Origin of the sequence: Kitasatospora sp. GAS1066B (assembly GCF_041262605.1) — a bacterium.
Taxonomy (GTDB): domain Bacteria; phylum Actinomycetota; class Actinomycetes; order Streptomycetales; family Streptomycetaceae; genus Kitasatospora.
The window spans coordinates 163,197-189,549 of record NZ_JBGCCO010000007.1 but is presented as its reverse complement, the minus strand read 5'-3'; the positions used below and the strand labels follow the sequence as shown (position 1 = coordinate 189,549).

Below are 26,353 nucleotides of genomic sequence, written 5' to 3'. Positions count from 1 at the left end.
CCCATGACCAGCCAGCCCGTACGCATCGTGCACCTCGACGAGACGCAGCCCAACCGCCGGCGCGGCGGCGACCTGCGCGCCCTGCTCACGCCGACCAGCGTGGGCGCCACCAGCGGATTCATGGGGCTGGCCATCGTCCAGCCCGGCGAGCGGATCGGGGAGCACTACCACCCGTACTCCGAGGAGTTCGTCTTCGTGGTCAGCGGCGAGCTGGAGGTGGATCTGGACGGTGTCCCCCACCCGCTGCGGCCGGACCAGGGCCTGATGATCCCGCGCGACGTCCGGCACCGCTTCCGCAACGTGGGCCGCACCGAGGCCCGGATGGTCTTCCACCTCGGTCCGCTGGCCCCCCGCCCCGAGCTCGGCCACGTCGACACCGAGGACACCCACACGGCCGAATCGACCGAGGACGTGACGGGGGCGAGGACGTGACGCGGCGGGTCGCGGTCACCGGGCTGGGCGTGGTCGCGCCCGGTGGGATAGGCGTGCGTGCCTTCTGGGAACTGCTCACCTCCGGGCAGACGGCGACCCGGGGGATCACCCTCTTCGATCCCGAGGGCTTCCGCTCGCGGATCGCCGCCGAGTGCGATTTCGACGCGCTGGCCTGCGGTCTGGACCCGGAGCGGGCCGAGCGCGCCGACCGCTACGTGCAGTTCGCGCTCGCGGCGGCCGGTGAGGCGGTCCGGGACTCGGGGCTCGACCTCGGCTTGCAGGACCCGTGGCGGGTCGGCGTGTCGCTCGGATCCGCCGTCGGGGGCACCACCCGCCTGGAGCACGACTACGTGGCGGTCAGCGCCTCGGGCGACCGCTGGGACGTGGACCACCGGGGCGCCGGCCGGCACCTGCACCGGGCCTTCTCGCCCAGCGCGTTGGCCTCCGAGGTCGCGGAGGAGATCGGCGCGCACGGCCCCGTGCAGACCGTCTCCACCGGCTGCACCTCCGGCCTGGACGCGGTCGGACACGCCTTCCACGCCATCGCGGAGGGCAAGGCGGACATCATCGTGGCCGGCGCCTCGGACTCGCCGATCTCCCCGATCACGGTGGCCTGCTTCGACGCGATCAAGGCGACCTCGACCCGCAACGACGACCCCGCCCACGCCTCCCGCCCGTTCGACGCCGACCGGGACGGCTTCGTGCTCGGCGAGGGCGCCGCCGTGCTGCTGCTGGAGGAGTTCGAGCACGCCCGCGACCGCGGCGCGCGGATCTACTGCGAGATCCGCGGCTTCGCCACCTTCGGCAACGCCTACCACATGACCGGGCTCACCCAGGAGGGCCGGGAGATGTCGGAGGCGATCGATCGCGCCCTGGCCCAGGCCCGCCTGGACCCCACCGCGGTCGACTACGTCAACGCGCACGGCTCGGGCACCAAGCAGAACGACCGGCACGAGACCGCGGCCGTCAAGCGCTCGCTGGGCGAGCACGCGTACGCCGTGCCGATGAGTTCGATCAAGTCGATGGTCGGCCACTCGCTGGGCGCCATCGGCGCGATCGAGCTGGTCGCCTGCGCGCTCGCGCTCACCCACGGGGTGGTGCCGCCGACCGCGAACTACGAGACCCCGGACGCCGAATGCGACCTCGACTACGTGCCGAGGACCGCCCGCACGGCCCGGCTGCGCACCGTGCTCTCGGTGGGCAGCGGCTTCGGCGGCTTCCAGTCCGCGGTGGTCCTCACCCACGCCGACGGGAGGTCGGGATGAGCAGCGTGGAGCAGCAGCCGGCGCAGCGGCGGGTGGTGGTCACCGGCATGGGCGTGGTGGCGCCGGGCGGCGTCGGGACCGACGCCTTCTGGAAGGCGGTGCAGCAGGGCACCGTCTCGCTCGGCCCGGTCTCCCGGGAGGGCTGCACCCACCTGCCGCTGCGGGTGGCCGGAGAGGTCCGCGGCTTCGATCCGGCCGGCCTGATCGAGGACCGCTACCTGGTCCAGACCGACCGGTTCACCCACTTCGCCATGGCTGCGGCTGAACTCGCGCTCGCCGACGCCCAGTTGACCGCCGACCCGAACGCGCCGTTCGGCATCGGCGTGGTGACGGCGGCCGGTTCCGGCGGCGGTGAGTTCGGCCAGGGTGAACTGCAGCGCCTGTGGGGCAAGGGCCCGCACTTCGTCGGGCCCTACCAGTCCATCGCCTGGTTCTACGCGGCCAGCACCGGCCAGATCTCGATCCGCGGCGCCTTCCAGGGGCCGTGCGGCGTGCTGGCCAACGATGAGGCCGGCGGTCTGGACATCTTCGCGCATGCCGCCCGGACCATCCGGCACGGCACCGACGCGGTGGTCGCGGGCGCCACCGAGGCGCCGCTGGCCCCGTACTCGGTGGTCTGCCAGCTCGGCTACCCCGAACTCAGCCTGGCGAGCGACCCGCAGCGGGCCTACCTGCCGTTCACCGACGAGGCCTGCGGCTTCTCGCCGGCCGAGGGCGGCGCGATGTTCGTCGTCGAGGAGGAGGGCGCCGCGCGCCGCCGCGGCGCCCGGATCCGGGCGGTGGTCGCCGGCCACGCCGCGACCTTCACCGGCACCGACGGCTGGGAAAACTCCCGGCACGGCCTGGCGCGGGCGATCCAGGGAGCGCTGGACGACGCGGGCTGCACCGCCGACCAGGTCGACGTGGTGTTCGCGGACGCCCTGGGCGTGCCGGCGGCGGACCAGGCGGAGGCGCTGGCGATCGCCGACGCGCTCGGCCCGCACGCCGTGGGCGTCCCGGTGACGGCGCCCAAGACCGGTTTCGGCCGCGCCTACTCCGCCGCCTCGGCGCTGGACGTCGCCGCGGCGGTGCTCGCGCTGGAGCACGGCGTGGTGCCGCCGACGCCGAACATCACCGAGGTGCGCCACGACCTGGACCTGGTCACCGGGCACGCCCGCCGGGTCCCGCTGCGGACCGCACTCGTGCTCAGCCGCGGCCTGATGGGCTGCAACGCGGCGCTGGTGCTCCGTCGCGACACCGACGAGCGGCCCTGACCCCCCGACCGCCACCTGATCCATCGTCACAGCCCCGACCGAAGGAGACCCGATGCTGACCGACCCCGTGACCTTCGACGAACTCGCCACCCTGATGAAGGGGCGGGCGGGTCTGTCGGTCGATCCCCAAGCGATGGCCGACCGGCCCGACACGCCCTTCGAGCAGTTCGGCCTCGACTCGCTCGGCCTGCTCGGCATCGTGGCCGAGCTGGAGAACCGCTACGGCCACTCGATCGGCAACGAGCCGGAACTCTGCAAGACCCCGGGGGACTTCCTCGACCTCGTCAACGACCAACTCACCGCTGGAGCCTGAGATGACCGGACACACCGACAACAAGATCCTGATCGCGGCCCCGCTGGAGCTCACCTGGGACCTGACCAACGACCTGGCGCGCTGGCCGCAGCTGTTCAGCGAGTACGCCTCGGTGGAGGTGCTCGACCGGGCGGGCGACAAGGTCACCTTCCGGCTGACCATGCACCCCGACGAGAACGGCAAGGTCTGGAGCTGGGTCTCCGAGCGGCACGCCGACCGCTCGGCGCTCACCGTGCTGGCCCGCCGGGTGGAGACGGGCCCGTTCGAGCACATGAACATCAAGTGGGAGTACCAGGCGGTCACCGGCGGCACCTCGATGCGCTGGATCCAGGACTTCGCGATGAAGCCCACCGCGCCGGTCGACGACGCCGGGATGACCGCGCACATCAACCGCAACTCCAAGATCCAGATGGAGCTGATCCGCGACAAGGTCGAACAGCATGCCCGCGAGACGGGCCTGGACGCCCCCGCGGCCATGCCCCGCTGAGCCCGCAGGAGGATCGTCATGCACCGTGCTCTGATCGTCGCCCGGATGAAGCCGGGGGCGGCCCAGGACATCGCCGCCACCTTCGCGGACTCCGATCGCGGGGAACTGCCCCAGCTGATCGGCGTGACCGGCCGCAGCCTCTTCCAGTTCGGCGACCTGTACCTGCATCTGATCGAGGCCGAGCAGCCGCCCGGCCCCCAGGTGGCCAAACTGAACGGCCATCCGGAGTTCCGCAGCGTCAGTGAGCGGCTCGCCGCTTACGTCCAGGCGTACGACCCGCAGACCTGGCGGGAGCCGAAGGACGCGATGGCCCGCGAGTTCTACCGCTGGGAGCGCGGAACCACCGCGTGACCGTGTTGCTCCGGCAGCTTGGAAGGACACCCTCGTGATCGAGGCAGAGAACTCGCCGGCCGCCCCGGCCGCCGCCCCGTGGATCCGGTGCGAGGGCTGCGTCACGCTGATCTACGGCAAGCGGTTCAGCCGGGCGCTGCAGGTGTGCCCCGACTGCGGCTCGCACGCCCGGCTCACCGCGCAGCAGCGGCTGGACCAGCTGCTCGACCCGGGCTCGGCACAGCCGCTCGACCATGTCGAGTGCGTGAGCGATCCGCTCGGTTTCGTGGACACCAGGCCGTATCCGGAGCGGTTGTCGGACGCGCAGGCCGCCACCGGCCTGCGCGAGGCGGTGCTCTGCGTGCAGGGCACCATCGAGGGCCGGCCGGTGGTCGCCGCCGCGATGGACTTCCGCTTCCTCGGCGGCAGCCTGGGGTGCGGGGTCGGCGCGCTGATCACCGAGGCCGCCCGCACCAGCCTGCGGCGGCGGATCCCGCTGCTGCTGATCACCGCCTCGGGCGGGGCGCGGATGCAGGAGGGCGTGCTCTCCCTGATGCAGATGGCGAAGACCAGTCAGGCGCTGGCCGAGCTGGACGAGGCGGGCATCCTGGTGCTCTCGCTGATCACCGACCCGACCTACGGCGGCGTGGCGGCCTCCTACGCCACGCTCGCCGACGTGATCATCGCCGAGCCGGGCGCACGCCTGGGTTTCGCGGGGCCGCGGGTGATCGAACAGACCATCGGCGAGAGCCTGCCCCCGGGCTTCCAGACCGCGGAGTTCCTGCTCGACCACGGGCTGGTCGACGACGTGGTGCCCCGGGCCGCCCTGCGGGCGACGCTCGCCCAACTGCTCGGCCTGCACGCGCCCGCCGCCGAGGGCGCCGCCCCGGCGGGGCAGGACGGCGGCCGAATCCTGCGCCGCGCCGAGGAGTTGCCGCAGACCGACGCCTGGACGGCGGTGCGACTCGCCCGCCATCCCGAGCGGCCCACCACCCTCGACTACGCCACGCACCTGCTGGACGGCTTCCACCAGCTGCACGGCGACCGGATCGCGGAGGACTGCGCGGCGGTGGTCGGTGGGCCCGGCCGGCTGAACGGCCGGCCCATCATGCTGATCGGGCATCAGAAGGGCGGCAGCGACCTCCTCGAACGCCAGCGTCGCAAGTTCGGCATGCCGAGTCCCAGCGGCTACCGCAAGGCGGCCCGGCTGATGCGGATGGCGGCCAAGCTCGGCCTGCCCGTGGTCACGCTGATCGACACGCCGGGGGCCAACCCGGGGCCGGACGCCGAGCGCGGCGGCCAGGCGGTCGCCATCGCCGAGAACCTGCGGCTGATGTCGCGGCTGCCCGTGCCGATCGTCGCCGTGGTGACCGGCGAGGGCGGCAGCGGCGGCGCGCTGGCGCTGGCCGTCGCGGACCGCGTGCTGATCTGTGCCAACGGCATCTACTCGGTCATCAGTCCCGAGGGCTGTGCGGCCATTCTGTGGAAGGACGCGCAGGCGGCGCCGACCGCGGCGGCGGCTCTGCGTGTCGACGCCAGGGACCTGCTCCGCCTCGGTATCGTGGACGGAGTCGTGCCGGAGCCACCGGAAGGTGCGCATACGGATCACTCGCAAGCTGCCGCGCTGCTGGGTGCTGCCGTGACCGCCGCCCTGCAGGAGCTGGAGTCGTGGGAGCCGCAACGGCTGCTCCGCGAACGCGGCGGCCGCTTCCACCGCTTCGGTCTCGACCCCGACCCGAGTGCTGAAGGAGGGGCCCTGTGAAGCCAGAACGTGCCGAGTGGGAACGCCGGGCGGGCGAGCGCCGCGAGAGCGACCGCCGGGCCGACGGGGACGTGGATGCGCCCAGGCCGGTACGGCCGCTGCCCTCGGGCGGTGTGGCGCTGGACGAGCTGTGCCGCAACGTGGTGCGACTGGCCCAGGCCACCGGGGCCCCGCCCCGGCGGATCCGCCTGCAGGACGGGCAGACCACCGTCGAGGTGGAGTGGCCCGATCCGGTCGCCGGCCCCGTCGCGTCCGTATCGCCGGCCGCCTTGGCCGCCGCCGACGAGCGGGCGGCCGGCCCGGACGCCGAGGCGCCGGATGCGCTCGGCTACGTCCGCGCCCCGATGGTGGGCACCTTCTACCACGCCAGTGCGCCGGACGCCCCGCCGTTCGTCCGGGTCGGCGACCTGGTCGAAGCGGGGCAGCCGGTCGGCGTCCTGGAGGCGATGAAGATGATGAGCACGATCACCACGCAGACCGGTGGCCGGGTCGTCGAGATCCTCGCGCCGAACGCCCAACCGGTGGAGTTCGACCAGCGCCTGATCGCGCTGGAGCCGGTGGCCGCCGACGAGGACGCACGCTGAGTGCCCAGGCCGTCCCGACCACCGAGGTGAGTCCGATGTTCTCGACCGTCCTGGTCGCCAACCGCGGCGAGATCGCGCTGCGGGTGGCCCGTGCCTGCCGCGAGCTCGGCATCCGGACGGTGGCCGTGTACTCCACCGCCGACCGCGACTCGGCGGTGGTCCGGTTCGCGGACCAAGCGGTGCACATCGGGCCGCCGCCATCCAGGGGCAGCTACCTCAGCGTTCCGGCGATCATCGAGGCGGCGCTGCAGACCGGGGCGCAGGCCATCCACCCCGGCTACGGCTTCCTGTCGGAGGACCCGGACTTCGCGGAGATCTGCGAGATGCACGGGATCGTCTTCATCGGGCCGCCCGCGCCGGTGATGCAGCAGCTCGGCGACAAGGCCGTGGCCCGCACGGTGATGGCGGGGGCCGGGCTGCCGGTGCTGCCGGGCAGCATCGGTGCGCTGACCTCGGCGGCAGAGGCGAAGGAACTCGCGCGCGAGGTCGGCTATCCGGTGATCCTCAAGGCGGTCGCCGGCGGCGGCGGTCGGGGCATGGCCGTGGTGCGCGGCGCCGACCAACTGCGGCTCGCCTACCGTGAGACGCAGGCGCACGCGCGGGCGGTGTTCGGCGACGACCGGCTCTACCTCGAACGGTTCGTCGAGGACGCGCGCCATGTCGAGGTGCAGGTGCTCTGCGACACGCACGGTTCGGTGATCCACCTGGGTGAGCGCGACTGCTCGGTGCAGCGCCGGCACCAGAAGCTGATCGAGGAGTCGCCGGCGCCGGGACTCTCACCGGCGGTGCGCGACGCGCTCCGGGCGGCGGCGGTGCGCGGTGCGGCGGCGGTGGGCTTCGTCGGGGCCGGCACCTTCGAGTTCGTGCTGACGCCGGAGCACGAGTTCTACCTGATGGAGATCAACTGCCGTCTGCAGGTGGAGCACACGGTCACCGAGCTGGTCACCGGCGTCGACATCGTGCGGGAGCAGATCACCATCGCCGCCGGACTGCCGCTCTCGGTCCGGCAGGAGGACGTCACGGTCCGTGGGGTGGCGATCGAGTGCCGCGTCAACGCCGAGGACCCGGAGCGCGACTTCGCTCCGGCGCCGGGCCTGTTGGCCGAGTTCGTGCCACCCGGCGGCCCCTTCGTCCGGGTCGACACGCACGCCTTCCCGGGCTGGCGGGTCGGGCCCGACTACGACTCGCTGCTGGCCAAGACCTCGGTCTGGGCCCCGGACCGCGACCAGGCGATCGCCCGGATGGATCGCGCCCTGGGCGAGTTCCAGGTCGCCGGATCCGGCGTGCGGACCACCCTCGGCTTCCTGCGGGAGATGCTCGCGCACCCGCTCTTCCGCACGGCCCGGCACACCACCGGGCTGGTCGGCAGCAGGCACGAGGCGGCGGGCCCGGCCACCGAGGAGCCGGCGCCGGTCGGTTGACGCGGCGGCGGACGGCGGCGGCCGGGCCCCCGGGGGGGGGGGGGGGCCCCCCCCCCCGGGGGGGGGCGGGCCCCGCCGCCCGCGCGGCTCGGAGCTATCCCGCGACGGTGCTCTCGAAGGCGTGCAGGTAGGAGTTGACCGGACGGACGTCGCCGATCTCCAGACCGGCCTCCGCCATCAGCGCCAGCAGGCTGTCCTTGGAGTGCTTGGCGCCGCCGACGTTGAGCAGCAGCAACAGGTCCATGGCCGTGGTGAACCGCATGGACGGGCTGTCGTCGACCAGGTTCTCGATCACCAGCACCCGGGCGCCGGGGCGCGCGGCCTTGACCACGTTGCGCAGGGTGCGGCGGGTGCTGTCGTCATCCCACTCCAGGATGTTCTTGATGATGTACATATCGGCCTGGACCGGGACCTCGGTGCGGCAGTCGCCCGGCACCAGGTGGACCCGCGAGGCGAGCGGGCCGCCGTCGCGCAGGCGCGGATCGGCGTGCGCCACCACCGCCGGCAGGTCCAGCAGCGTGCCGTGCAGCTGCGGGTAGCGTTCCAGCAGACCGGCCAGCACGTGCCCCTGGCCGCCGCCGATGTCGGCCACCGAGGCCACGCCGGTCAGGTCGACGAAGGCCGCGATGTCATGGGCGGACTGACGGCTGGAGTGGGTCATCGCCTTGTCGAAGACCCGGGCCGAGTCCGAGGCGTCGTCGTGCAGGTAGTCGAAGAACTCCTTGCCGTACAGGCCGGGGAAGACGCTCGCGCCCGAGCGGACCGCGTCGTCCAGGCGCGGCCAGGCCTCCCAGGTCCACGGGGCGGTGCACCAGAGGGCGATGTAGCGCAGGCTGTCGGGAGCGTCCTCGCGCAGCAACCGGGACATCTCGGTATGGACGTAGCCGCCGTCCGCGGTCTCGGCGAAGATCCCGTAGCAGGACAGGGCCCGCAGCAGACGTGCCAGCGGCCGCGGCTCGATGCCCAGCGCCGTCGCCAGTTCGTCGGCCGTGGCCGGAGTGTCGCCGAGAGCGTCCGCGACTCTCAGGCCGGCTGCCGCGCGCACGGCCGCGGCACAGGCCGCGCCGAACACGAGTTCGCGCAGCCGCATGTCCGCGGGTGCGACGTTGGAAGGTGCGGTGGTCATGACGCCGCCAATCTCTTCGAGTCTCTCGTGATGGGTTCGGGGGTTTCCTGGGCAGAGCACGGCGGTCGGTCCGTCGACTGCCGGCCGGTCAGCACCGACCGGCGGGCTGGGAGACGCGGCACTGGTTCTCGGTGAACGCGTTGCCGGGTCCGCCGTCCCGGTCGGCCAGGTCGGCCGGGCCGTTGCCGGTGGCGACGTTGCGGCTGATGGTGTTGTCGGCGCTGGGGCCGCCGTTGTAGCTGAGGAACAGCACGATGCCGCCGGACATCGGCGTGCTGCCGGTGTTGTCGTCGACCTGGTTGTGGGCCACCAGGGTGGACTCGACGCCGGTCAGCACGATGCCGGCGCCCTGGATGGCCGGCAGCATGTCGCTCGGCGGGCAGTACTTGTTGTTCCGGTCCACCCGGTTGTGACTGACGCTCAGGGCGCCCGTGCGCGGCCGGTCGTCGTCGCCCACGACGAAGACGCCGCCGCAGTTGCCGGTGATCGCGTTGCGCTCGACGGTGAGGTCGCGCACCCGCCGGACCACCACGCCCATCCGGTTCCCGGAGAGCTGGTTGTCGCTGATCACCGCGCCCTCGGTGTCGATCGCGCCGCCCTTGCCGTAGGCGATGTTCGCCAGGAAGATGCCGGCCTGGCCGTTGTCCCGGGACACGTTGCCCTGGAAGCGGCCCCGGGTGGACTTCTCCTGGCTGATCCCCTCCGAACCGTTGCGCTCGGCGAGCACCTCACGGACGGTCAGCCGGTCGGTCTCCGAGGCCGAGATGCCGTTCTTCGCGAAGCCCGAGACGGTGAGCGACTCGATCCGGTCACCGGTGAGCCGGTGACCCGCCGATCCGGTGACGCAGATGCCGGCGCCCGCCTGCGCGCACGCGTTGGCGGACCCGGCAGCCGGGTCCGCCGGCGGGCTGAGCACGGTCAGCCGGCCCGCTCCGCGCAGCGTCACGTCCGAGGCGGTGAGCAGCACGCTCTCGTGGTACGTGCCGGGCAGCACCAGGATCGTGTCCCCCGGGCGGGCACCGTCGACGGCCTGCTGGATCGACTGGCCCGGATGGACGACACGGACCGTCGCCGCGTGTGCGGGCGGCGCGGTGCCCAGGCCGATGAGCAGACCGGCGGCGGCGCCCGCCAGCTGACGCGCCCGCCGGGTGGGCAGTCGTGTGGGCCGTCGTGTGGGCATGAGTTCCTGCCTTCCAGGACCCTGGCAAGGAGTCTCCGTGCTCAGCGGCGGACGGGTCGCAGTCCGCCGGCGACGCCGCGCTCGATGCCCGGCTGCGCGTGTCCGTTGACCCGAAGCTATGGGCGCTCATCACAGCGCGCCACTCGTGCTCACTCTCCGCGCCGTCTCGCCGGTACGCCGATCGGATCATCTCTGCGCCGGGGCCGCTGGAGTGCGGCTCGACCGGGGATCGATCGTGCACCACACGTCGAGAGGACTTCCATGTCGCAGCAGCTGCGCAGCCGTGCCACCCGGGCCGTCGCGGTCTCCGCCCTCACCCTGACCGCGGTGGTCGGCGCAACGTGCCCGGCCAACGCGGCCTCGCCCGAGGACCACCCGATCGAGGTGACCTTCAATGCCGCCGGCATCCAGGCGCCGGAGAGCCACCAGGGCGGCCTGGTCAGCTTCCGGATCGCCACCGACGACGCGGCCGGGCGACAGCTGCAGCTGCTGCGCCCGCACGCCGGCGTCACCATCGACAAGGTGCTGCACGACCTCGCGGACTCGTTCAGCGTGACCGGCGGCACGGCGGCGGCCGGGATCCGGGCGGTGCGCGGCGAGGCGGAGGCACTCGGCGGCGCGATGGTGACCTCGGCCGTCCACGAGCAGTTCACCGAGGAGGTGGCCCCGGGCGCCGTCTACCTGCTGGACCTGACGGCGTTCCAGGCGGACCCGGCTCATCCGGTGATGAAGCGCCTGGACCTGGTCGGCACCAGCGGGCAGAGCGCCAACCAGGCCCGCTTCGACGACGGCATGGTGATCGAACGGGACGAGGCGGCCGGCCCCCGGTTCCAGACCGAGGACATGGACCACGCGCACCTGGCCTACCTGGTGCACAACGAGTCCGCCGAACTCCACGAGCTGCAGCTGCGCCCGGTCGCCCCGGGGACTACCGAGGAGGACCTGCGGATCTACTACGCCGGGATCGCCGCGGGCCGGCAGCCGAAGTCCCCGTTCACCGGCCCGGCCACCGGCCTCGGTGTGCTGTCGCCGGACCACAGCGCCTCGATCCAGGCGCACGGTCTCCAGCCGGGCAGCTACGCGCTGATCTGCACGGTGCCGGACGAGCGGCTCGGGTTCATGCACGCCGTGCTCGGCATGCACCGGATCGTCACCTTGCAGTGAGGGGCAGCGGTGAATCCGCGCCGTCCGGGGCCCGGGTCAGAGCGTCAAGGGGCGGTCCGCGGCGGTGATCGGGGCGGGCAGGGCGGTGCGGCCGGTCAGGTACCGGTCGACGGCGGCGGCCGCGGAGCGGCCTTCGGCGATCGCCCAGACGATCAGGGACTGGCCGCGGCCCGCGTCGCCCGCCACGAAGACGCCGTCGTGGTGGGTGGCGAAGCGGGTGTCGCGCGCGATGGTGCCGTCGTCGGTGAGGTCCAGGGACAGGTCCTGGAGCAGTGGGCTGTCCGGGTCCGGGCCGTGGAAGCCGAGGGCGAGCAGCACCAGGTCGGCCGGGATCACCTGGTCGGTGCCGGTCCGCGGCCGGCGGTCGGCGGGCTCGGCCTCGGCCAGGCGCAGGGCGGTGACGTGGCCGTGTGGGTCGCCTTCGAGGTGCAGGGTGGTGGCGGAGAAGATCCGGGCGTCGGCTCCGGCCTGCGGGGCGGTGCGGGTGAGGGCTTCGGCCTCCTCGTGCGAGGTGGTCATCCGGTAGGTCCTGGGGTACACCGGCCAGGGCTGCCCGGCGGTGCGGTGCTCGCCCGGGCGCGGGTTGATGTCGAGCTGGGTGACGGCGCCGGCGTGCTGGCGCAGCGCGGTGCCCAGGCAGTCGGCGGCGGTGTCGCCGCCGCCGACGATGACCACCTGCTTGCCCTCGGCGTCGATCGCGGGGGTGCCGAAGTCGCCCTCCACCACCCGGTTGGCGAGCGGGAGGTACTCCATCGCCTGGTGAACGCCGTCCAGTTCGCGGCCCGGCACCGGCAGTTCGCGCCAGCGGGTCGCGCCGACCGCGATCACCAGGGCGTCGCACCCGGCGCGCAGTTCGGCGGCCGAGACGTCGCTGCCGACCGTGACCCCGGTGTGGAACTCGGTTCCCTCGGAGCGTAGTTGCTCGATCCGGCGGTCCAGGTAGTGCTTCTCCAGGCGGAAGTTCGGGATGCCGTAGCGGAGCAGGCCGCCGATCCGGTCGGCCCGCTCGTAGACGACCGTGCGGTGGCCGGCCCGGGTCAGCTGCTGGGCGCAGGCCAGGCCGGCCGGGCCGGAGCCGACGATCGCCACGCGGTGCCCGGAGGGGTCCAGTGGCGGCAGTGGACGGTCGTGGCCCAGCTGCCAGGCGCGCTCGGCGATGGTGATCTCGACGTTCTTGATGGAGACCGGATCGGAGTCGATCGCGAGCACGCAGGCGCTCTCGCAGGGCGCCGGGCAGAGGCGGCCGGTGAACTCGGGGAAGTTGTTGGTGGCCAGCAGCCGGGCGGCGGCGGCCTGCCAGTCGTCGCGGTAGACCAGGTCGTTCCAGTCCGGGATCAGGTTGCCCAGCGGGCACGCGTCGTGGCAGAACGGGATGCCGCAGTCCATGCAGCGCCCGGCCTGCCCGCCGACGATCGGCAGCAGGCTCTGCCCCTCGTAGACCTCGTTCCAGTCCGCGACCCGCGCGGTGGCCGAACGACGAGTCCTGGGGCGGCGCGGGGTGGTCAGAAAGCCCTTCGGATCGGCCATCGGCGGCCTCCGTCAACCTTGAGATCCGGCGCCTGTCACCCGCCCCCTTTTGGCCCGTTTATGCTCGTTCCTCCGCCTTTCAACCCTGATCGGAGGGGTAACCCTGATCGGAGGGGTAACCCTGATCGGGCGGTCAACCCTGATCGGCCGGCTGGTCGGCGAGCAGCTCGGCGACCAGATCGGCGAACGCCTCCGGGGTGACGATCGGGATGCCCAGCTCCTCGGCCTTGGCGCGCTTGGAGCCGGCCTTCTCCCCGGCGACCAGCAGGGTGGTGCGCTTGCTGACCGAGGAGGAGGCCTTGCCGCCGGCCCGCTCGATCAGCTCGTTCATCTCGGTGCGGGACAGCTCGGCCAGCGCGCCGGTCATGCTGCCGGTGACCACGACGGCCTGGCCGGCGAGCGGGCCGGTCGGCTCGGCGTGCTGCGCCGCGGCCGGCGAGCCGCTGGCGGCGCCGGCGGGCTCGGTGACCGCCGTGCCGACCTGCTCGGCGATCAGCCGGTCGAGCACCGGGGCCAGCTCGGTGAGCTCGCTGACGATCAGCTGGGCCTTCTCGGTGCCGATCCCGTCGACCTGGGCCAGCGCCTCGGCGTCGGCGGCCCGGATCGCGGCCATGCTGCCGAAGTGCGCGGCGATCCGGCGGGACATGGTGCGGCCGGTGCCACGGACGCCGAGCGCGCAGAAGACCCGGTGCAGCGGTTGACGCCGGGCGGTCTCCAGGGCGGCGACCAGGTTGTCGGCGCTGGTCTCGCCCATCCGCTCCAGGGTGAGCAGTTGGGCCTTGGTCAGGGTGAACAGATCGGCGACGTCACGCACCAGGCCGGACTCGACCAGCTGGACGGCCCGGGTGCCGCCGAGGCCCTCGATGTCCAGCTGGTCGCGGCCCGCGGCGTAGCGGATCGAGGCGACGGCCTGGCAGCCGCGGCCGCGCACGCAGCGCCAGCGCTGCTCCGAGCGGTCGATCGCGTCGCCGCACCGGGGGCACACCTCGGGGAAGGCGATCGGCGTCTCGGCGCCGGTGCGCTCCTCGACCAGCGGGGCCTCCACCCGGGGGATCACGTCGCCGGCCCGGTGGACGAAGACCTGGTCGCCCAGCATCAGCCCGCGCCGCTCGATGTCGCCGGGGTTGTGCAGGGTGGCGTAGGTGACGGTGACACCGTCGATCACCACCGGTTCGAGCACGCCGCGCGGTGCGATCACGCCGGTGCGTCCGACGTTCCACTCGACGGCGAGCAGCCGGGTGACCTTGTGCTGGGCGGGGAGCTTGCGGGCGACCGCCCAGCGCGGCGCGCGGGAGCCGCTGCCGGCCTGCTCCTGGTCGGCGGCGGCGTCCGCCTTGACCACCACGCCGTCGATGCCGAACGGCAGCTCGGCGCGGAGCGCGGCGATCCGCTCGATCCGCTGCTGGACCTCGTCGAGGGTGGTGCAGCGCAGCGGGTGGGCGGCGGTGGTCGCGGCGGTGTTGGCCCCGAGCCCGGCCAGGTGGGCGAGCAGCTCGGCGTGGCCCAGGGTGTCCAGACCGAGCGGGGCAAGGCCCACGGCGCCGTAGGCGAAGAAGGTGAGCTCGATCCGGTAGGGGCGGTCCTTGGCGCGCAGCGTGCCGGCGGCCCCGCTGCGCGGGTGGGCGAACGGGGTGGCGCCGTGCTCGGTCCGGACCGCGTTCGCGTGCTCGAACTGCTGCTGGGTGAGCAGCACTTCGCCGCGCAGTTCGAGGTCGAGCGGCTGGGCGAGGGCGGCCGGCAGGCCCAGCACGGCGTCAGCGGCATGCGTGATGTCCTCGCCGGCGAGGCCGTTGCCCCGGGTCAGCAGCTGGACCAGGCGACCGGCCCGGTAGCGGGCGGCGACGGCCAGACCGTCGAGCTTGGGCTCCACGCACCAGCCGGCCACCGGACGGCCCAGGCGGCGCTCCAGACCGGCGGCCCAGCCGGCGAGCTCCTCGGCGGAGAACACGTTGTCGAGCGAGAGCATCGCGACCGAGTGGGGCACCTCGCCGACTGCGGCGCCGCCGGCCACCTTGCCGGTGGGGGAGTCGGGCAGCACCTGGTCCGGGTGGGCGCTCTCGTAGGCCTCGATGGCGCGGACCAGCGCGTCGTACTCGTCGTCGCCCAGCGTGGTGGCGCCGTCGGCGTAGTACGCCGCGGCGGCGCGGACGGTGGTGGCGACGGCGTCGGCGTAGGCGGCGGGAGTGGCCAGAGCGGCGGTCTCGTTCATGGTGCCCATCGTCTCGAACCGTACTGACATTCGGCTCGACGGAGCGCGGCCACCGCGGCGGCGGCAGCGTATGCGCGGCGTTGTGATCGGCCTCCGGTGGCCTGGCGCGGTCAATCGGGGGTACACCAAGGGCATGGTTCGGGTGCCGGTCCGATCGTCGACCGCTCTGCTCACCGGCCGATACCGGGGGAGTCGGCGGGAGCCCCCGCCTGCGGATCCGGAGTCCCCGAAGGATCCGCAGTCCCCGAAGCGGCGGTCCCGGTTCGGCCGGGGGATCCGCAGCGTAGCCGGGCAGGTGTTCCTGCTGCAGGTGGTCGTGGTGCTGCTGCTGGTGCTGGCGGCCGTGCTGGCGCTGGTGCTGGAGTCGCAGCGGGACAGCAACGTGGAGGCCCGCAACCGCTCGGTGGCCGTCGCCCAGACCTTCGCCAACTCGCCGGGGATCGTGGCCGCGCTGGCGTCCCCGGACCCGACCGCCATCCTGCAGCCGAAGGCCGAGGCGGCCCGGGTCGCCTCGGGGGTGGACTTCATCGTGGTGCTGAACACCGACGGCATCCGCTACACCCATCCCAACCCGGCCCGGATCGGGCAGAAGTTCGTCGGCACCTACCAGCCGGCCCTGCAGGGGCAGGTGGTCATCCAGCGGCTCAACGGGACGATCGGGCCGATCGTGCAGGCCGTGGTCCCGGTGTACGACCCCACCGGCAAGGTGGTCGGCCTGGTCTCCGCGGGGATCACCGTCAGCAAGGTGAGCGGGGTCGTCGACCACCAGTTGCCGCTGGTGCTGGGCACCGCGGCCGGCGCGCTGGTGCTGGCGACGGCGGGGACCGCGCTGGCCAGCCGACGGGTGCTGCACCAGACGCGCGGGCTCGGGCCGACCGAGATGACCCGGATGTACGAGCACCACGACGCGGTGCTGCACGCGGTGCGCGAGGGCGTGCTGGTGGTCGGTGGCGACGGACGGTTGCTGCTGGCCAACGACGAGGCGCGCCGGCTGCTCGGCCTGCCACCGGACGCCGAGGGGCGGCTGATCACCGAGCTGGGCCTGGACCAGGAGGCGGCCGAGCAGCTGGCCTCCGGGCAGCTCATCAGTGACGAGGTGCTGGTCACCGGCGAGCGGCTGCTGCTGGTGAACATCCGGCCCACCGACCAGGCCGGCGGTCCGCCCGGCAGCGTGGCGACGCTGCGCGACTCCACCGAACTGCACGCGCTCTCGGACAAGGCGGAGGCGGCCCGCCGACGGCTCAAGCTGCTCTACGACGCGACCGTGGCGATCGGCACCAGCCTCGACGTGACCCGGACCGCGGAGGAACTCGCGTACTTCGCCGTGCCGCGCTTCGCCGACTACGTCACCGTCGACCTGGCGGAGCCGGTGCTGAACGGGGCGGAGCCGCCCGGCGGCATCGCCGCGCCGATGCGCCGGGTGGCGGTCAGCGGCATCCGGCAGGACGCGCCGTTCTACCCGGTGGGCGAGGTGATCGTGATCCGGCCGGCCACCCCGCAGGCCTGGAGCCTGGACACCGGGCACGCGGTGCGCGACCCCGATCTGCGCTCCTCGACCGCCTGGCTGACCCAGGACCCGGCACGGGCCGGCGAGCTGTTGGAGTTCGGCATCCACTCGGTGGTCAGGGTCCCGCTGCGGGCCCGCGGCGTGCTGCTGGGGCTCGCCAAGTTCTGGCGGGCCGAGGGGTCGGCCCGCTTCGACGAGGACGACCAGTCGCTCGCCGAGGAGCTGGTCGCCCGGGTGGCGCTGAGCATCGACAACGCCCGCCGCTACACCCGCGAGCACGCCATGGCGGTGACCCTCCAGCGCAGCCTGCTGCCGCACGGCCTGCCCGAGCAGACCGCGCTGGAGGTCGCCTACCGCTACCTGCCCGCCCAGGCGGACGTGAGCGGCGACTGGTTCGACGTCATCCCGCTGCCGGGCGCCCGGGTCGCACTGGTGGTGGGCGACGTGGTCGGCCACGGCCTGCACGCCGCCGCCACCATGGGACGGCTGCGGACCGCGGTGCTCAACTTCTCCTCCCTCGACCTGCCGCCGGACGAACTCCTCGGATACCTCGACGAGTTGGTCAACCAGCTCGACCAGGACCAGTCGGCGGGCGCGGACAGCGACGCCGTCACCGGGGCCAGCTGCCTCTACGCGATCTACGACCCGGTCTCGCGGCTCTGCACGATGGCCAGGGCCGGCCATCCGCCGCCCGCGCTGGTCCACCCGGCCGGCAGGGTGGAGTTTCCCGAGGTGCCCGCCGGTCCGCCGCTGGGTCTGGGCGGGCTGCCGTTCGCCGCGGCCGAGCTGTGCCTGCCCGAGGGCAGCACGCTGGTGCTCTACACCGACGGGCTGGTGGAGGACCGGGAGCGGGACATCGACGAGGGCCTCGACCTGCTGGCGCGCTCGCTGCAGCAGGTCGGCAGGGGGCCGGAGGAGATCTGCGAGGCGGTGCTCGCCGCCCTGCTGCCCGCCCGCCCGACCGACGACGTGGCGCTCCTGGTGGCCAGGACCCGGGTTCTGACGGGTGATCAGATCGCGCAGTGGCAGGTGCCCTCGGACCGCGCGGCGGTGGGCGAGGTCCGGGCGGCGGTCAGCCGGCAGCTGGCCCGGTGGGGGCTGGAGGAGATGGCGTTCGTGACCGAGCTGATTCTCAGCGAGCTGGTCACCAACGCCATCCGCTATGCGACGGAGCCGATCCAGGTGCGCCTGCTGCGCGACCGGACGCTGATCTGCGAGGTGTCCGACAGCAGCAGCACCTCGCCGCACCTGCGGTACGCCGCCACCATGGACGAGGGCGGGCGTGGGCTCTTCCTGGTCGCCCAGTTCGCCGAGCGCTGGGGCACCCGGCACACCGCGACCGGCAAGGTGATCTGGGCCGAGCAACAGCTGGGCGGGGAACCGGACTTGGGTGCCATGTGGCAGCTGGACGCCGAGTAAAGGCCGGGCGCGTCGAGCGGCGGCCGGGCCGGAGTGTGGGCAGCTCCGGCCCGGCCGCCGTGGTCGGACCTGGTCGGGACGTGGTCGGACGCGGCCGGGTCAGGAGGTGGGAACCAGGATCCACTTCTGGTTGCCGGCGCCGTTGTTCGGCCACTGCAGGACGGTGGCGCCGTCGCTCAGCGAGCCGTTGGAGACGTCGATCAGCTGCCCGTCGTAGGCGCTCGTCAGCTGGACCTGGTTGGGGCCGGCGTCGACCAGTGTCCAGCGGGAGTTGCTGTTGCCGTCGTCGTGGTACTGGATCAGTCCGGTGCCCTGGAGGGTGCTCGGGCCGGGGATGTTGAGCAGCTTGCCGCTGTTGACGTTGCCGACGGTGTACGAGCCGGAGCCGGTGGCCGTGACGGTCCACAGCTGGTCGGTCTGGCCGTTGTCCTGCCACTGCACGATCCCGGCGCTGTCCGCGGTGGAGTCGTAGTTGACGTCCATCCGGCCGCCGGTGAGGGCGTTGACCAGCTTGTACCGCATCCCGGCGACGGGCACGGGGACCAGCTTCCACTGCTGGTCGGCGCCGCCGTTCGGGGCGGCCTGGACGACCGAGGTGCCGTTCACGTCGATGTTCTGGTCGTCCGAGCGGGCGGTGACGGTGTACGAACCGTTGCCCGTACTGGTCAGCTTCCAGCGGGAGTTGGCGGCGTTGTCGTCCTGGTACTGGACCAGCTGGGTGCCGGTGGTGGTGCTGTTGCCGGGGATGTTGGCGAGCAGGCCGCTGTTGACGTTGTCGATCTTGTAGGAACCGTCACCGGTCGGGACCAGCTGCCACTGCTGGTCGGCGGTGCCGTCGGCCGGCGCCTGGATCAGGCCGGCGTCGTTGCCGGTCGATGCTCCGCTGACGCCCAGGTACTGGCCCGAGGCCGCGTTCACCAGGTTGTAGTGCAGGGCTGTGTAGTGGCTGCCGGTGCTCGGGGTGACCCGCAGCAGGCGGCTGGCGTGGGGGTTCAGGGTGGCGCTGAACGTCCCGGTGGAGCTGCCGAGTTCGGTGTGGCTCCAGAGGTCGCGCACGGTGGCGGAGCCGCTGAACCCGAGGTCGGGGAAGTGCGCGGTGACGGTCGCGGCGGAGGAGGAGAGGTTGAAGAGGGCGACCGTGTAGCTGCCGTCGCCGTTCGGCGCGGACCAGACCTGCTGCTGGGTGGTCCGGTCGACCGGGGTGGCCGGGTGGCCGGCCTGGTCGACGGCGAGGACCTCGTCGTTGGTGAGCAGTGCGAGGTCGCCGCTGTCCAGGTTGGTCATGTCGGTGCCGAGCAGCAGGTTGGCGTTCTCGATCGACCACAGTGTGAGCTGGCTCTGCCGCTCGTCGGGGGTCAGACCGTCGTTGTTCCCGTTGCCGACCTCGACGGAGTCCAGGTCGTTCCAGCCACCGGCACCCGCGAAGGGCGCCCACGGCGGGGCGTCCTGGAAGCGGCCGGCGACGTTGTTCCAGTCGGTCAGGGGGTAGGAGCCGCTGGCGCAGTAGCACTCGATGTCGCCGTCGATCCGCCAACTGTTCGCGCTGGCACGCCAGGTGGGCGCGTTGTTGATGTCCAGCGAGTTGGACAGCGCGAGGTGGATGGGCCGGCCGGTCTGGTCGAGGGCCTGCGACCAGTGCTGGATGTCGGCGACGTCGCCGTCGCCGACCCCGTCGATCTTGAGGAAGTCGATGCCGTAGGAGGCGAGTTGATCGGCCCAGGAGTTCAGGTACGCCTGGGCGGCGGCCGGGTTCTTGGCGTAGTCGATGTAGTACATCGAGCCGTAGCCGTAGTTGTAGTTGGTCTCGAAGCCGAGGGTGTTCGAGACGATGTCGCGGGCGTGGAACGAGGTGCCGGCGATCGGGGTGTTCTGGTTGTAGGCGGCCACCGGGATGCCCGGCGTCAGGTACATCCCGAACTTCTCGCCCAGGTTGTGGACGTAGCTGCCTACCGAGCCCATGCCGTCCGGGAATCGGCTGGGGTCGGTCGCCCAGCGGCCGTAACCGTCGACCGTGTTGGCCGGGTTGAGGTACCAGAAGTCGTCGATGTTGACGTAGCGGTAGCCGTGCGAGACGAGGCCCGAGGTCGACATCGCCTTGGCCTGCGCCTCGATGTTCGCCTCGGTGGGGTCCTTCCGCAGGAAGCTCCAACTGCTCCACCCCATCGGCGGGGTGACGGAGGCTCCGTTGTCCTGGGCCTGGGCGGGGGTGGCGGCGCTGAGCAGCAGGGGCGGTGCGGCGGCCGCGGCGAGCGCGAGGACGAGGGCCGGCCGGATCAGTCGGCCCAGCAGACCGGCGGGGGAGGTGCGCAAGGGTGGCCTCCGAGGTGGCGGGGGAGGGGTGCGACGGGGTGGGGATGGAGGGCGAGGGGGTGGCGAAGCCGGCACAGGAACCGACAGAAATAAACAGGTTCAAACGGCTGGACATATGACAGCCAGGTTGCGTACCGATGTCAAGGCCTCGCGCAGAAGTGGGCGTTGGGCCGGGTGGAAGTCCCGCAGGCCTTGTGCGGTCTCTTGACATGACTTCGACGGGAGCTCACCATTGTGCGCAAATGTTAGCTTGCGTCAGTTTGAGTGCGGCCGTGTTCGGCGGGGATTCGTTCGGTGTTTCGCCGGATCGGGTCAGGACGGGTCGACCCGGCGGACCGTCAGTGGCGTGCGCGGAGCCTGGTGCCCGCCGCTGAGCAGCATCCGCACCTCGCCCTGGTCGCTGATCTCCGCGCGAACGATCCCCGTCGCGTCGCCGTACACGGGGTGGCCCGCCGGGCCGCGGGCTCCGGTCGGGCGGACCAGGACCACGTCGTACGGCTCGCTGGTCGCGGCATCGGTTTCGGCGTGGGCGAAGACCAGCTCGTACAGCGGCCCGTCGTTCTCGCTCATCAGTGGCCTCCTCGCCGCCAGCGTGCGGCGTGTCGCCTCCCCTGAGAGCTCGCCTTCCCTGGGGAGGCCGGTGGAAACGTCCGCCGGACCGGATTCCGGGCGGGCTGCCGGCGGACGGCGGTGGGGTGCATTGTGAGTTCCGAACTGATGATCCATAAGATGCGGGCCGTGATGATCATCAGACGACGATGGCCGACCCGGCCCGCCGCCCTGCTCGCCGCCCTGCTGACCGTGGCCTTCGCGGTCCTCGGCGGCGGCCTGCCCGCGTACGCCGACCAGCCCACGGCCGGGCCCAGCGCCCCGACGAGCACCACCGAGGCACCGAAGGTCGACCTGATCCTGGATGTCAGCGGTTCCATGGGGATCCAGGACATCGAGGGCAGAAGCCGGATCTCGGTGGCCCAGCAGTCCATCGACGAGGTGATCGACGCGTTGCCGCCGGAGGCCGAGTTCGGCATCCGCACGCTGGGCGCGACCTACCCCGTGAGCGACAAGACGGACGGCTGCAAGGACACCCAGGTGCTCTACCCGGTCGGCAGGACCGACAAGGTCGAGGCCAAGACCGCGGTCGCCACCCTGCGCCCCACCGGTTGGACCCCGATCGGACTGGCGCTGCGCGGCGCGGCGCAGGACCTGGGCACCGGGCAGGCCACCCGGCGAATAGTGCTGATCACCGACGGTGAGGACGACTGCTCGCCACCGGACCCCTGCGACGTGGCCCGTGAACTGGCCGCCCAGGGCACCCACCTGGTGGTGGACACGCTGGGCCTGGCGCACGACGACCAGGTCCGCCAGCAGCTGCTCTGCATCGCGAACGCCACCGGCGGGACCTACACCGACGTCCACACCCAGCAGCAGCTCAGCCAGCGGGTGCAGCAGCTGGTCACCCGGTCGGACACCAGCTACCGGGCGACTCCGGCCGACATCGCCGGCGCGGACAGCTGCGCGGGCGCGCCGCTGCTCACCCCCGGCGTCTACGCCGACCGGGAGAAGTTCGCCGAGCACCGCTTCTACCGGGTGTCGGTCAAGCCGGGCCAGGAGCTGCGCGCCTCGGTGAGCGTCACGCCGGACCGCGCGGTGGCGCCGGACTACGGCGTGCTGCTGCGGGCGACCGACGTGGGCGGGCAGGAGCTGGTGCGCGGGACGGACGCGGGCAGCGGGCGCACCGACGTGGCGTCCACCGGACTGCGGTGGTCCGCGCCGGGATCGGTCGGGGCGACCGCCTCGCCGACCGCGTCGGTGGCCGGCGTCCCGGCGACCGACCCGAACACCGGACAGGTGGTCTGCCTGACCGTCAGCAACTCCTTCGCCGGTCAGCCCGGCGTGCAGGCCGATCCCGGCCTGCCGCTGGAGCTGACGGTGGACGTGGTGGCGGCCTCGCCGGCGCCGGACGGTCCGGCGCTGGGCCTGGGCCGGGGCTGGGTGATGCTGCTGGTGCTCACCGGTGCGGGGCTGGTCACCGGCCTGCTCTGGGGCTGGGTCGCGCGCTGGCGGATCGCGGTCTGGCGGGCGAACTGATGAGGCATGGGGAACTGACGATGCGTGGCAGAATCTCGACCGCCCTGACCACCCTGACCGCCGTGGGCGTCGCGGCAGGGGCCGTGCTGGTGCTGGGGGCGCCCGCGGCGCAGGCCGACTCGCCCTCGCCCTCTCCCTCGGCGTCCGCGAGCGGTTCGGCGGCGCCGGTGACCAGCTCCGGCACCTCCTTCCTGACTGCCACCACGCTCGCCCCGGGCCAGGCCGCCCAGGTCGCCGCCGCCACCGGCGACTACCTCTACTGGGCGTTCGCGGCCTCGGCAGGCCAGACCGACACCGTCACGGTCGACGTCTCGCTGCCGCCGGCGGCCCAGCGGCACGGCCCGCAGACCTGGACCGTGGACCTCTTCGACGGCCTGCGCCGCCGGCAGGCCTGCACGGCCGGGCCGCAGAACGGCACCGCCGACCAGACGGCCGGTTCGCTCTCGATGAGCTGCACCCTGCGGCAGATCCGCTCCTGGGCCGAACCCTGGTCGGGCGACCCGCTGCCGGGCACCTACTACGTCCGGCTGTCGACCTCCGACGTGCAGCAGTCCGACCTGGGCCTGGCCGCCCAGGTGAACGTGCGGGTCGGCGCCACCGGCGGGGCGGACGAGGCGCAGCCGGAGGGCGGCGCGCTCAAGGCCGCGCTGGTGCCGCCGGTCAATCCGGGCGCGACCGTGGCGCCGGGCGCCACCGGCCTGCCGAGCGCGGCAGCCTCGGCGTCCGGCGTGGCGTCGACGCCCGGCGGTGCCGCCGTGGCGGCGCCGAGCACGCCCGCCTCCCACTGGTACTCCGGGCTGTTCTCGGGCTGGAACACCCGGTGGTTCTGGACCCTGGGCGGCGCGGCCCTCGCCTCGCTGGCCGGCGTCGGCGGGTACACCCTGACCCGGCATCCGCGGGGCCGGCGGCCCTGGTCGCCGCGACCGCCGTACTCGCACACCGAGCGGTCCTGACCTGACGTCAGGGCCTCCGCTCCGGGCCCGGCACGCTTCGGCGTGCCGGGCCCCGCGCTTCACCGCCGCGGGACCGGACGGGCCTCATGATGTCGGTGCGGCGTGCGACGCTTCGTCAGGTCGTGGTCGTAGGTCGTGGCCGTGAACCGAACTGCCCGGAAGAGGAGCAAGTCCCGTGCGCATCGTGATCAATGAGTTCATCAGTCTGGACGGCGTGGTGCAGGCGCCCGGCGCGCCCGAGGAGGACACCGACGGCGGTTTCGCGCACGGCGGTTGGACGCATCCCTTCTTCGACCCGGAGGTGGTGGGCGGCGCCTTCGCCGACGCGCTGACCAAGGCCGAGGCGCTGCTGTTCGGGCGCCGCACCTGGCAGACCATGGCCGCGGCGTGGCCCGATCGGGCCGGCGACCCGTTCGCCGATCGGATGAACAGCATCCCGAAGTACGTCGTCTCCCAGACGCTCGGCGACGCCGAGTTGACCTGGCAGAACAGCACGCGGATCCCCGGTGACAAGGCCGTCGCCCGGATCCGGGAGCTGCGTGAGAGCGACGGCGGCGACCTGCTGGTGATGGGGAGCCCCACCCTGGCGCGGACCCTGCTGCGCGAGGACCTGGTCGGTGAACTGCGGCTGATGGTCATGCCGGTGCTGCTCGGCGGCGGAAAGACGATCTTCCCGGAGGACGGCGCGCTGCGCACGCTGGAGCTGGTCTCCACGGTCACCAGTGGCACCGGCGTGAACGTGTGCACCTACCGGCCGGCCGGATCGAAGTAGCCGCGGTCCGCGGCCGGTCAGCCGAGCCGCATCCAGAGGGGCCAGAACGGCAGGACCGAGAGCAGCAGCCCCACGCCGGCCGCCGTCAGGCCGGTCCGCGCGGTGCCGCGGCCGGTGCGCGGGGGCTCGGGCCTGCGGGTCTCGACCGGGGCGCTGTCGATCCTGGTGAGGGCGATCCGGCCGACCCAGCCACCGGCCGTTTGGCGGGCAGGGTACCGTCCGTGCGCCGACCGCCCGAACAGGCCGGTGTACGAAGGAGATCGCCAGTGTGCGAAGCACCCGAATCGTGATCAAGGATCCGTGCCGGATGGGAACCCGAGGCCCTACGGTGCACGTCGCAGGCATCGCCGCGCACGCGCGCGGCCGGCCACGCACGCGCGGCCAGGCGGCATCGAGACCAGAGGGAACCAGAGAACGACTATGAACGGCCTGACCGACGAGAGCACGGCCGGGGCCGACGGCCCGTGGACCCTGCCCGGCTACACCCATGAACGCGAACTCGGTGCCGGGGGCAGCGGGCGCGTGGTGCTGGCCCGGCACGAGGCCACCGGCACCCGGGTGGCGGTCAAGTACCTGAGCGCGGCGGTCGGCGACACCAGCGCTTTCCGCCGTGAGGCGGAGCTGCTCGGCGCGCTGCGCTCGCCGCAGGTCGCCCGGCTCTACGAGTACGTGGAGGGCCCGCGCGGCGCCGCTATCGTGATGGAGCTGGTGGACGGCATCGCCCTGCGCGCGCTGCTGCGCCAGGAGGGCGCCACCTCGCCCGAGGCAGCCCTGGTGGTGCTCAAGGGCTCACTGCTGGGCCTGGCCGCCGCGCACGCCGCCGGGGTGGTGCACCGTGACTACAAGCCGGAGAACGTGCTGGTCACGGTCGACGGGTCGTCCAAACTGGTGGACTTCGGCATCGCGGTCCCGCACGGCGCCACCGGGAAGATCGCCGGCACCCCGGTGTACATGGCCCCCGAGCAGTGGGCGGGCCGGCCGGCCTCGCCATCGGCGGACGTGTACGCGGCCACCGCCACCTTCTTCGAGTGCCTCACCGGGGCCAAGCCGTACAACGGCACCACACTGGCCGAGCTGGCCGCTCAGCACACCGAGGCCCCGATCCCCGACCAGCTGGCCCCGGAACCGGTGCGGTCGCTGATCCGCGCGGGGCTGGCCAAGACGCCGGGGGAGCGGCCGGCCAGTGCGGCCGCGTTGGTCGAGCAACTGGAGCTGGTGGCGCACGCCGGGTACGGGGCGAAGTGGGAGGAGCGCGGGCGGGACGCGCTCGCCGCGCTGGTCGCGCTGCTGCCGCTGCTGCTGCTTCCGTCCGGCGGCGGCGCGGCGGCGGGCAGCACTGCGCTGGCCACCACCGTGCTGGGCGGCGGGGCCGCCGACTTCGCTCCGGCTGGCGACCAACTCGCCGTTCCGAGAACGGGGTTGAGTCGCCGGGTCAAGGTGCTGGCCGGTGCGGTCGGGGTGGTGTTGCTGGGCGGGGCGATGGTCGACGTCGCCGTCGCCGACGGGCCGGGCGCCTGGGGCACGACCAGGATCACGACGGCCGGCCCGCCGGCCGAGCTGACCACCTCGCTCGCGCCGGCGGCCGATGTGGCGGCTGCTGCCGCGGCTTCGGCGGCCGCTTCGGTATCGGCGTCGACCTCGGCGTCCGCGTCCGGCTCGCCGAGTCCTTCCGCTGCCGCGTCCCCGTCCGGGTCCGCAACGGCTTCGGCGACGGCATCGCCGCAACGCGGCGGCGGCGCGGCTCCGAGCAGCAGCCGGTCGGCTGCGGCCGGACCAGCGCCCACCTCGACCGGCGGGCCGGCCGCTGGTCCGTCGACCGCGCCCAGTGCGGGGCCCACCGCGGTGCCTACCGTGGCGCCGACCTCGCCGTCCTCGTCCGCGCCGGCGACGCCCTCGTCGGTGCCGACTCCGCTGCGGGTGCTCGCAGTGAGCATCACCGGTTACGGCTGCTACGGGAACTACGGCACCAGCGGCACCGTCGACGTCACCTCGGACGGCGCCGCCGCCGGGGCGCTGACGGTCAGTTGGGTGGACGACGACGGCGGATCGCGCAAGGTGGTCGCGAGCCAGACCTTCACCCTCGCCAAGGGGCAGACCCGGACCGCGTTCCCGGTCAGCCACACCTTCGCCGACAGCGCGACGTTCTGGGGACTGCAGGTCGCCACCGACCCGGCTGCGGTCCGGGGCCAGGGCGGCTACCAGGAGGTCGCCGCCTACCTGTGCAACCCGCCCCGCTGACCACTCCGCTGAC

Annotated in this window: 21 protein-coding genes; 15 read left to right on the top strand and 6 right to left on the bottom strand. The window is 73.1% G+C overall.

The genetic code is table 11. The features are described from left to right. Positions 1-3 precede the first annotated feature (3 nt). From ABH937_RS10235 to ABH937_RS10195, 9 genes are read left to right on the top strand one after another with little or no spacing between them, the layout of a single operon-like run. Positions 4-432, top strand: coding sequence for a cupin domain-containing protein (locus tag ABH937_RS10235; RefSeq protein WP_280689289.1), 429 nt, complete (start codon positions 4-6; stop codon positions 430-432). Next, positions 429-1,697, top strand: coding sequence for a beta-ketoacyl-[acyl-carrier-protein] synthase family protein (locus ABH937_RS10230; RefSeq protein ID WP_280689290.1), 1,269 nt, complete (start codon positions 429-431; stop codon positions 1,695-1,697). Before ABH937_RS10235 ends, ABH937_RS10230 begins: the two co-directional genes overlap by 4 nt. Continuing rightward, positions 1,694-2,950 (top strand): beta-ketoacyl synthase N-terminal-like domain-containing protein, encoded by a 1,257-nt coding sequence (locus ABH937_RS10225; RefSeq protein ID WP_280689291.1) that lies wholly within the window; start codon positions 1,694-1,696, stop codon positions 2,948-2,950. The genes ABH937_RS10230 and ABH937_RS10225 overlap by 4 nt, the downstream gene beginning before the upstream one ends. A gap of 55 nt (positions 2,951-3,005) precedes the next feature. Then, a complete protein-coding gene (locus tag ABH937_RS10220) occupies positions 3,006-3,263 on the top strand; it encodes an acyl carrier protein (protein WP_280689539.1) in 258 nt (85 codons plus the stop codon). 1 nt (position 3,264) lies between these two features. Next, complete coding sequence (locus ABH937_RS10215; protein ID WP_280689292.1) at positions 3,265-3,750, top strand: SRPBCC family protein; 486 nt, start codon at positions 3,265-3,267, stop codon at positions 3,748-3,750. 18 nt (positions 3,751-3,768) lie between these two features. Beyond that, entirely contained in the window at positions 3,769-4,101 is a 333-nt protein-coding gene (locus ABH937_RS10210; protein WP_280689293.1) for a TcmI family type II polyketide cyclase, read from the top strand. Between the two features lie 34 nt (positions 4,102-4,135). After that, positions 4,136-5,842 carry an acetyl-CoA carboxylase, carboxyltransferase subunit beta gene (gene accD, locus ABH937_RS10205; RefSeq protein WP_280689294.1) on the top strand — a complete coding sequence of 569 codons (1,707 nt, stop codon included), beginning with the start codon at positions 4,136-4,138 and terminating at the stop codon, positions 5,840-5,842. Beyond that, positions 5,839-6,426, top strand: a complete 588-nt coding sequence (locus ABH937_RS10200; protein ID WP_370217974.1) for an acetyl-CoA carboxylase biotin carboxyl carrier protein subunit — start codon at positions 5,839-5,841, stop codon at positions 6,424-6,426. Before accD ends, ABH937_RS10200 begins: the two co-directional genes overlap by 4 nt. A 35-nt stretch (positions 6,427-6,461) precedes the next feature. Then, positions 6,462-7,847, top strand: coding sequence for an acetyl/propionyl/methylcrotonyl-CoA carboxylase subunit alpha (locus ABH937_RS10195; protein ID WP_370217973.1), 1,386 nt, complete (start codon positions 6,462-6,464; stop codon positions 7,845-7,847). Between the two features lie 94 nt (positions 7,848-7,941). Here the strand turns inward: ABH937_RS10195 and ABH937_RS10190 are convergent, their stop codons facing one another. Together ABH937_RS10190 and ABH937_RS10185 are read right to left on the bottom strand one after the other, a co-directional pair. Continuing rightward, the gene (locus ABH937_RS10190) at positions 7,942-8,973 is read right to left on the bottom strand and encodes a methyltransferase (protein WP_370217971.1); all 1,032 of its coding nucleotides are present in this window, start codon (positions 8,971-8,973) and stop codon (positions 7,942-7,944) included. 88 nt (positions 8,974-9,061) lie between these two features. Continuing rightward, complete coding sequence (locus tag ABH937_RS10185) at positions 9,062-10,153, bottom strand: nitrous oxide reductase family maturation protein NosD (protein ID WP_280689298.1); 1,092 nt, start codon at positions 10,151-10,153, stop codon at positions 9,062-9,064. A gap of 261 nt (positions 10,154-10,414) precedes the next feature. Here ABH937_RS10185 and ABH937_RS10180 point away from each other — a divergent pair, with 261 nt between their 5' ends. Continuing rightward, on the top strand, positions 10,415-11,317 hold the full coding sequence (locus tag ABH937_RS10180; protein WP_280689299.1) for a hypothetical protein: 903 nt from the start codon (positions 10,415-10,417) through the stop codon (positions 11,315-11,317). A gap of 36 nt (positions 11,318-11,353) precedes the next feature. Here ABH937_RS10180 and ABH937_RS10175 read toward each other — a convergent pair whose 3' ends face one another. After that, the gene (locus ABH937_RS10175) at positions 11,354-12,844 is read right to left on the bottom strand and encodes a glutamate synthase subunit beta (RefSeq protein ID WP_280689300.1); all 1,491 of its coding nucleotides are present in this window, start codon (positions 12,842-12,844) and stop codon (positions 11,354-11,356) included. Positions 12,845-12,977: 133 nt separating this feature from the next. Beyond that, a complete protein-coding gene (gene ligA, locus ABH937_RS10170; RefSeq protein WP_370217970.1) occupies positions 12,978-15,053 on the bottom strand; it encodes an NAD-dependent DNA ligase LigA in 2,076 nt (691 codons plus the stop codon). Between the two features lie 133 nt (positions 15,054-15,186). Here ligA and ABH937_RS10165 point away from each other — a divergent pair, with 133 nt between their 5' ends. After that, complete coding sequence (locus ABH937_RS10165; RefSeq protein ID WP_370217969.1) at positions 15,187-17,979, top strand: SpoIIE family protein phosphatase; 2,793 nt, start codon at positions 15,187-15,189, stop codon at positions 17,977-17,979. Between the two features lie 99 nt (positions 17,980-18,078). Here ABH937_RS10165 and ABH937_RS10160 read toward each other — a convergent pair whose 3' ends face one another. Both ABH937_RS10160 and ABH937_RS10155 read right to left on the bottom strand, forming a co-directional pair. Further along, on the bottom strand, positions 18,079-20,289 hold the full coding sequence (locus ABH937_RS10160; RefSeq protein WP_370217968.1) for an alpha-galactosidase: 2,211 nt from the start codon (positions 20,287-20,289) through the stop codon (positions 18,079-18,081). A 312-nt stretch (positions 20,290-20,601) separates the two neighbouring features. Then, positions 20,602-20,859 (bottom strand): DUF6296 family protein, encoded by a 258-nt coding sequence (locus ABH937_RS10155; protein WP_280689304.1) that lies wholly within the window; start codon positions 20,857-20,859, stop codon positions 20,602-20,604. Positions 20,860-21,030: 171 nt separating this feature from the next. Between ABH937_RS10155 and ABH937_RS10150 the strand changes: the two genes are divergently transcribed. From ABH937_RS10150 to ABH937_RS10135, 4 genes are all read left to right on the top strand, one after another. Further along, positions 21,031-22,377, top strand: a complete 1,347-nt coding sequence (locus tag ABH937_RS10150; protein ID WP_370218018.1) for a VWA domain-containing protein — start codon at positions 21,031-21,033, stop codon at positions 22,375-22,377. A 20-nt stretch (positions 22,378-22,397) separates the two neighbouring features. Next, complete coding sequence (locus ABH937_RS10145) at positions 22,398-23,330, top strand: peptidase (RefSeq protein WP_370217967.1); 933 nt, start codon at positions 22,398-22,400, stop codon at positions 23,328-23,330. A gap of 175 nt (positions 23,331-23,505) precedes the next feature. Continuing rightward, complete coding sequence (locus tag ABH937_RS10140; protein WP_280689306.1) at positions 23,506-24,102, top strand: dihydrofolate reductase family protein; 597 nt, start codon at positions 23,506-23,508, stop codon at positions 24,100-24,102. Positions 24,103-24,522: 420 nt separating this feature from the next. Beyond that, on the top strand, positions 24,523-26,340 hold the full coding sequence (locus tag ABH937_RS10135; protein ID WP_370217966.1) for a serine/threonine-protein kinase: 1,818 nt from the start codon (positions 24,523-24,525) through the stop codon (positions 26,338-26,340). Positions 26,341-26,353: the final 13 nt, after the last annotated feature.

Bases quoted from the DNA above. Each gene is read 5' to 3' on its own strand.
- ABH937_RS10235 (WP_280689289.1), top strand. From the start codon at position 4: ATGACCAGCCAGCCCGTACGCATCGTGCACCTCGACGAGACGCAGCCC.
- ABH937_RS10225 (WP_280689291.1), top strand. From the start codon at position 1,694: ATGAGCAGCGTGGAGCAGCAGCCGGCGCAGCGGCGGGTGGTGGTCACC.
- ABH937_RS10215 (WP_280689292.1), top strand. From the start codon at position 3,265: ATGACCGGACACACCGACAACAAGATCCTGATCGCGGCCCCGCTGGAG.
- ABH937_RS10210 (WP_280689293.1), top strand. From the start codon at position 3,769: ATGCACCGTGCTCTGATCGTCGCCCGGATGAAGCCGGGGGCGGCCCAG.
- ABH937_RS10195 (WP_370217973.1), top strand. From the start codon at position 6,462: ATGTTCTCGACCGTCCTGGTCGCCAACCGCGGCGAGATCGCGCTGCGG.
- ABH937_RS10190 (WP_370217971.1), bottom strand. From the start codon at position 8,973: ATGACCACCGCACCTTCCAACGTCGCACCCGCGGACATGCGGCTGCGC.
- ABH937_RS10185 (WP_280689298.1), bottom strand. From the start codon at position 10,153: ATGCCCACACGACGGCCCACACGACTGCCCACCCGGCGGGCGCGTCAG.
- ABH937_RS10180 (WP_280689299.1), top strand. From the start codon at position 10,415: ATGTCGCAGCAGCTGCGCAGCCGTGCCACCCGGGCCGTCGCGGTCTCC.
- ABH937_RS10175 (WP_280689300.1), bottom strand. From the start codon at position 12,844: ATGGCCGATCCGAAGGGCTTTCTGACCACCCCGCGCCGCCCCAGGACT.
- ligA (WP_370217970.1), bottom strand. From the start codon at position 15,053: ATGAACGAGACCGCCGCTCTGGCCACTCCCGCCGCCTACGCCGACGCC.
- ABH937_RS10165 (WP_370217969.1), top strand. From the start codon at position 15,187: ATGGTTCGGGTGCCGGTCCGATCGTCGACCGCTCTGCTCACCGGCCGA.
- ABH937_RS10155 (WP_280689304.1), bottom strand. From the start codon at position 20,859: ATGAGCGAGAACGACGGGCCGCTGTACGAGCTGGTCTTCGCCCACGCC.
- ABH937_RS10150 (WP_370218018.1), top strand. From the start codon at position 21,031: ATGATCATCAGACGACGATGGCCGACCCGGCCCGCCGCCCTGCTCGCC.
- ABH937_RS10145 (WP_370217967.1), top strand. From the start codon at position 22,398: ATGCGTGGCAGAATCTCGACCGCCCTGACCACCCTGACCGCCGTGGGC.
- ABH937_RS10135 (WP_370217966.1), top strand. From the start codon at position 24,523: ATGAACGGCCTGACCGACGAGAGCACGGCCGGGGCCGACGGCCCGTGG.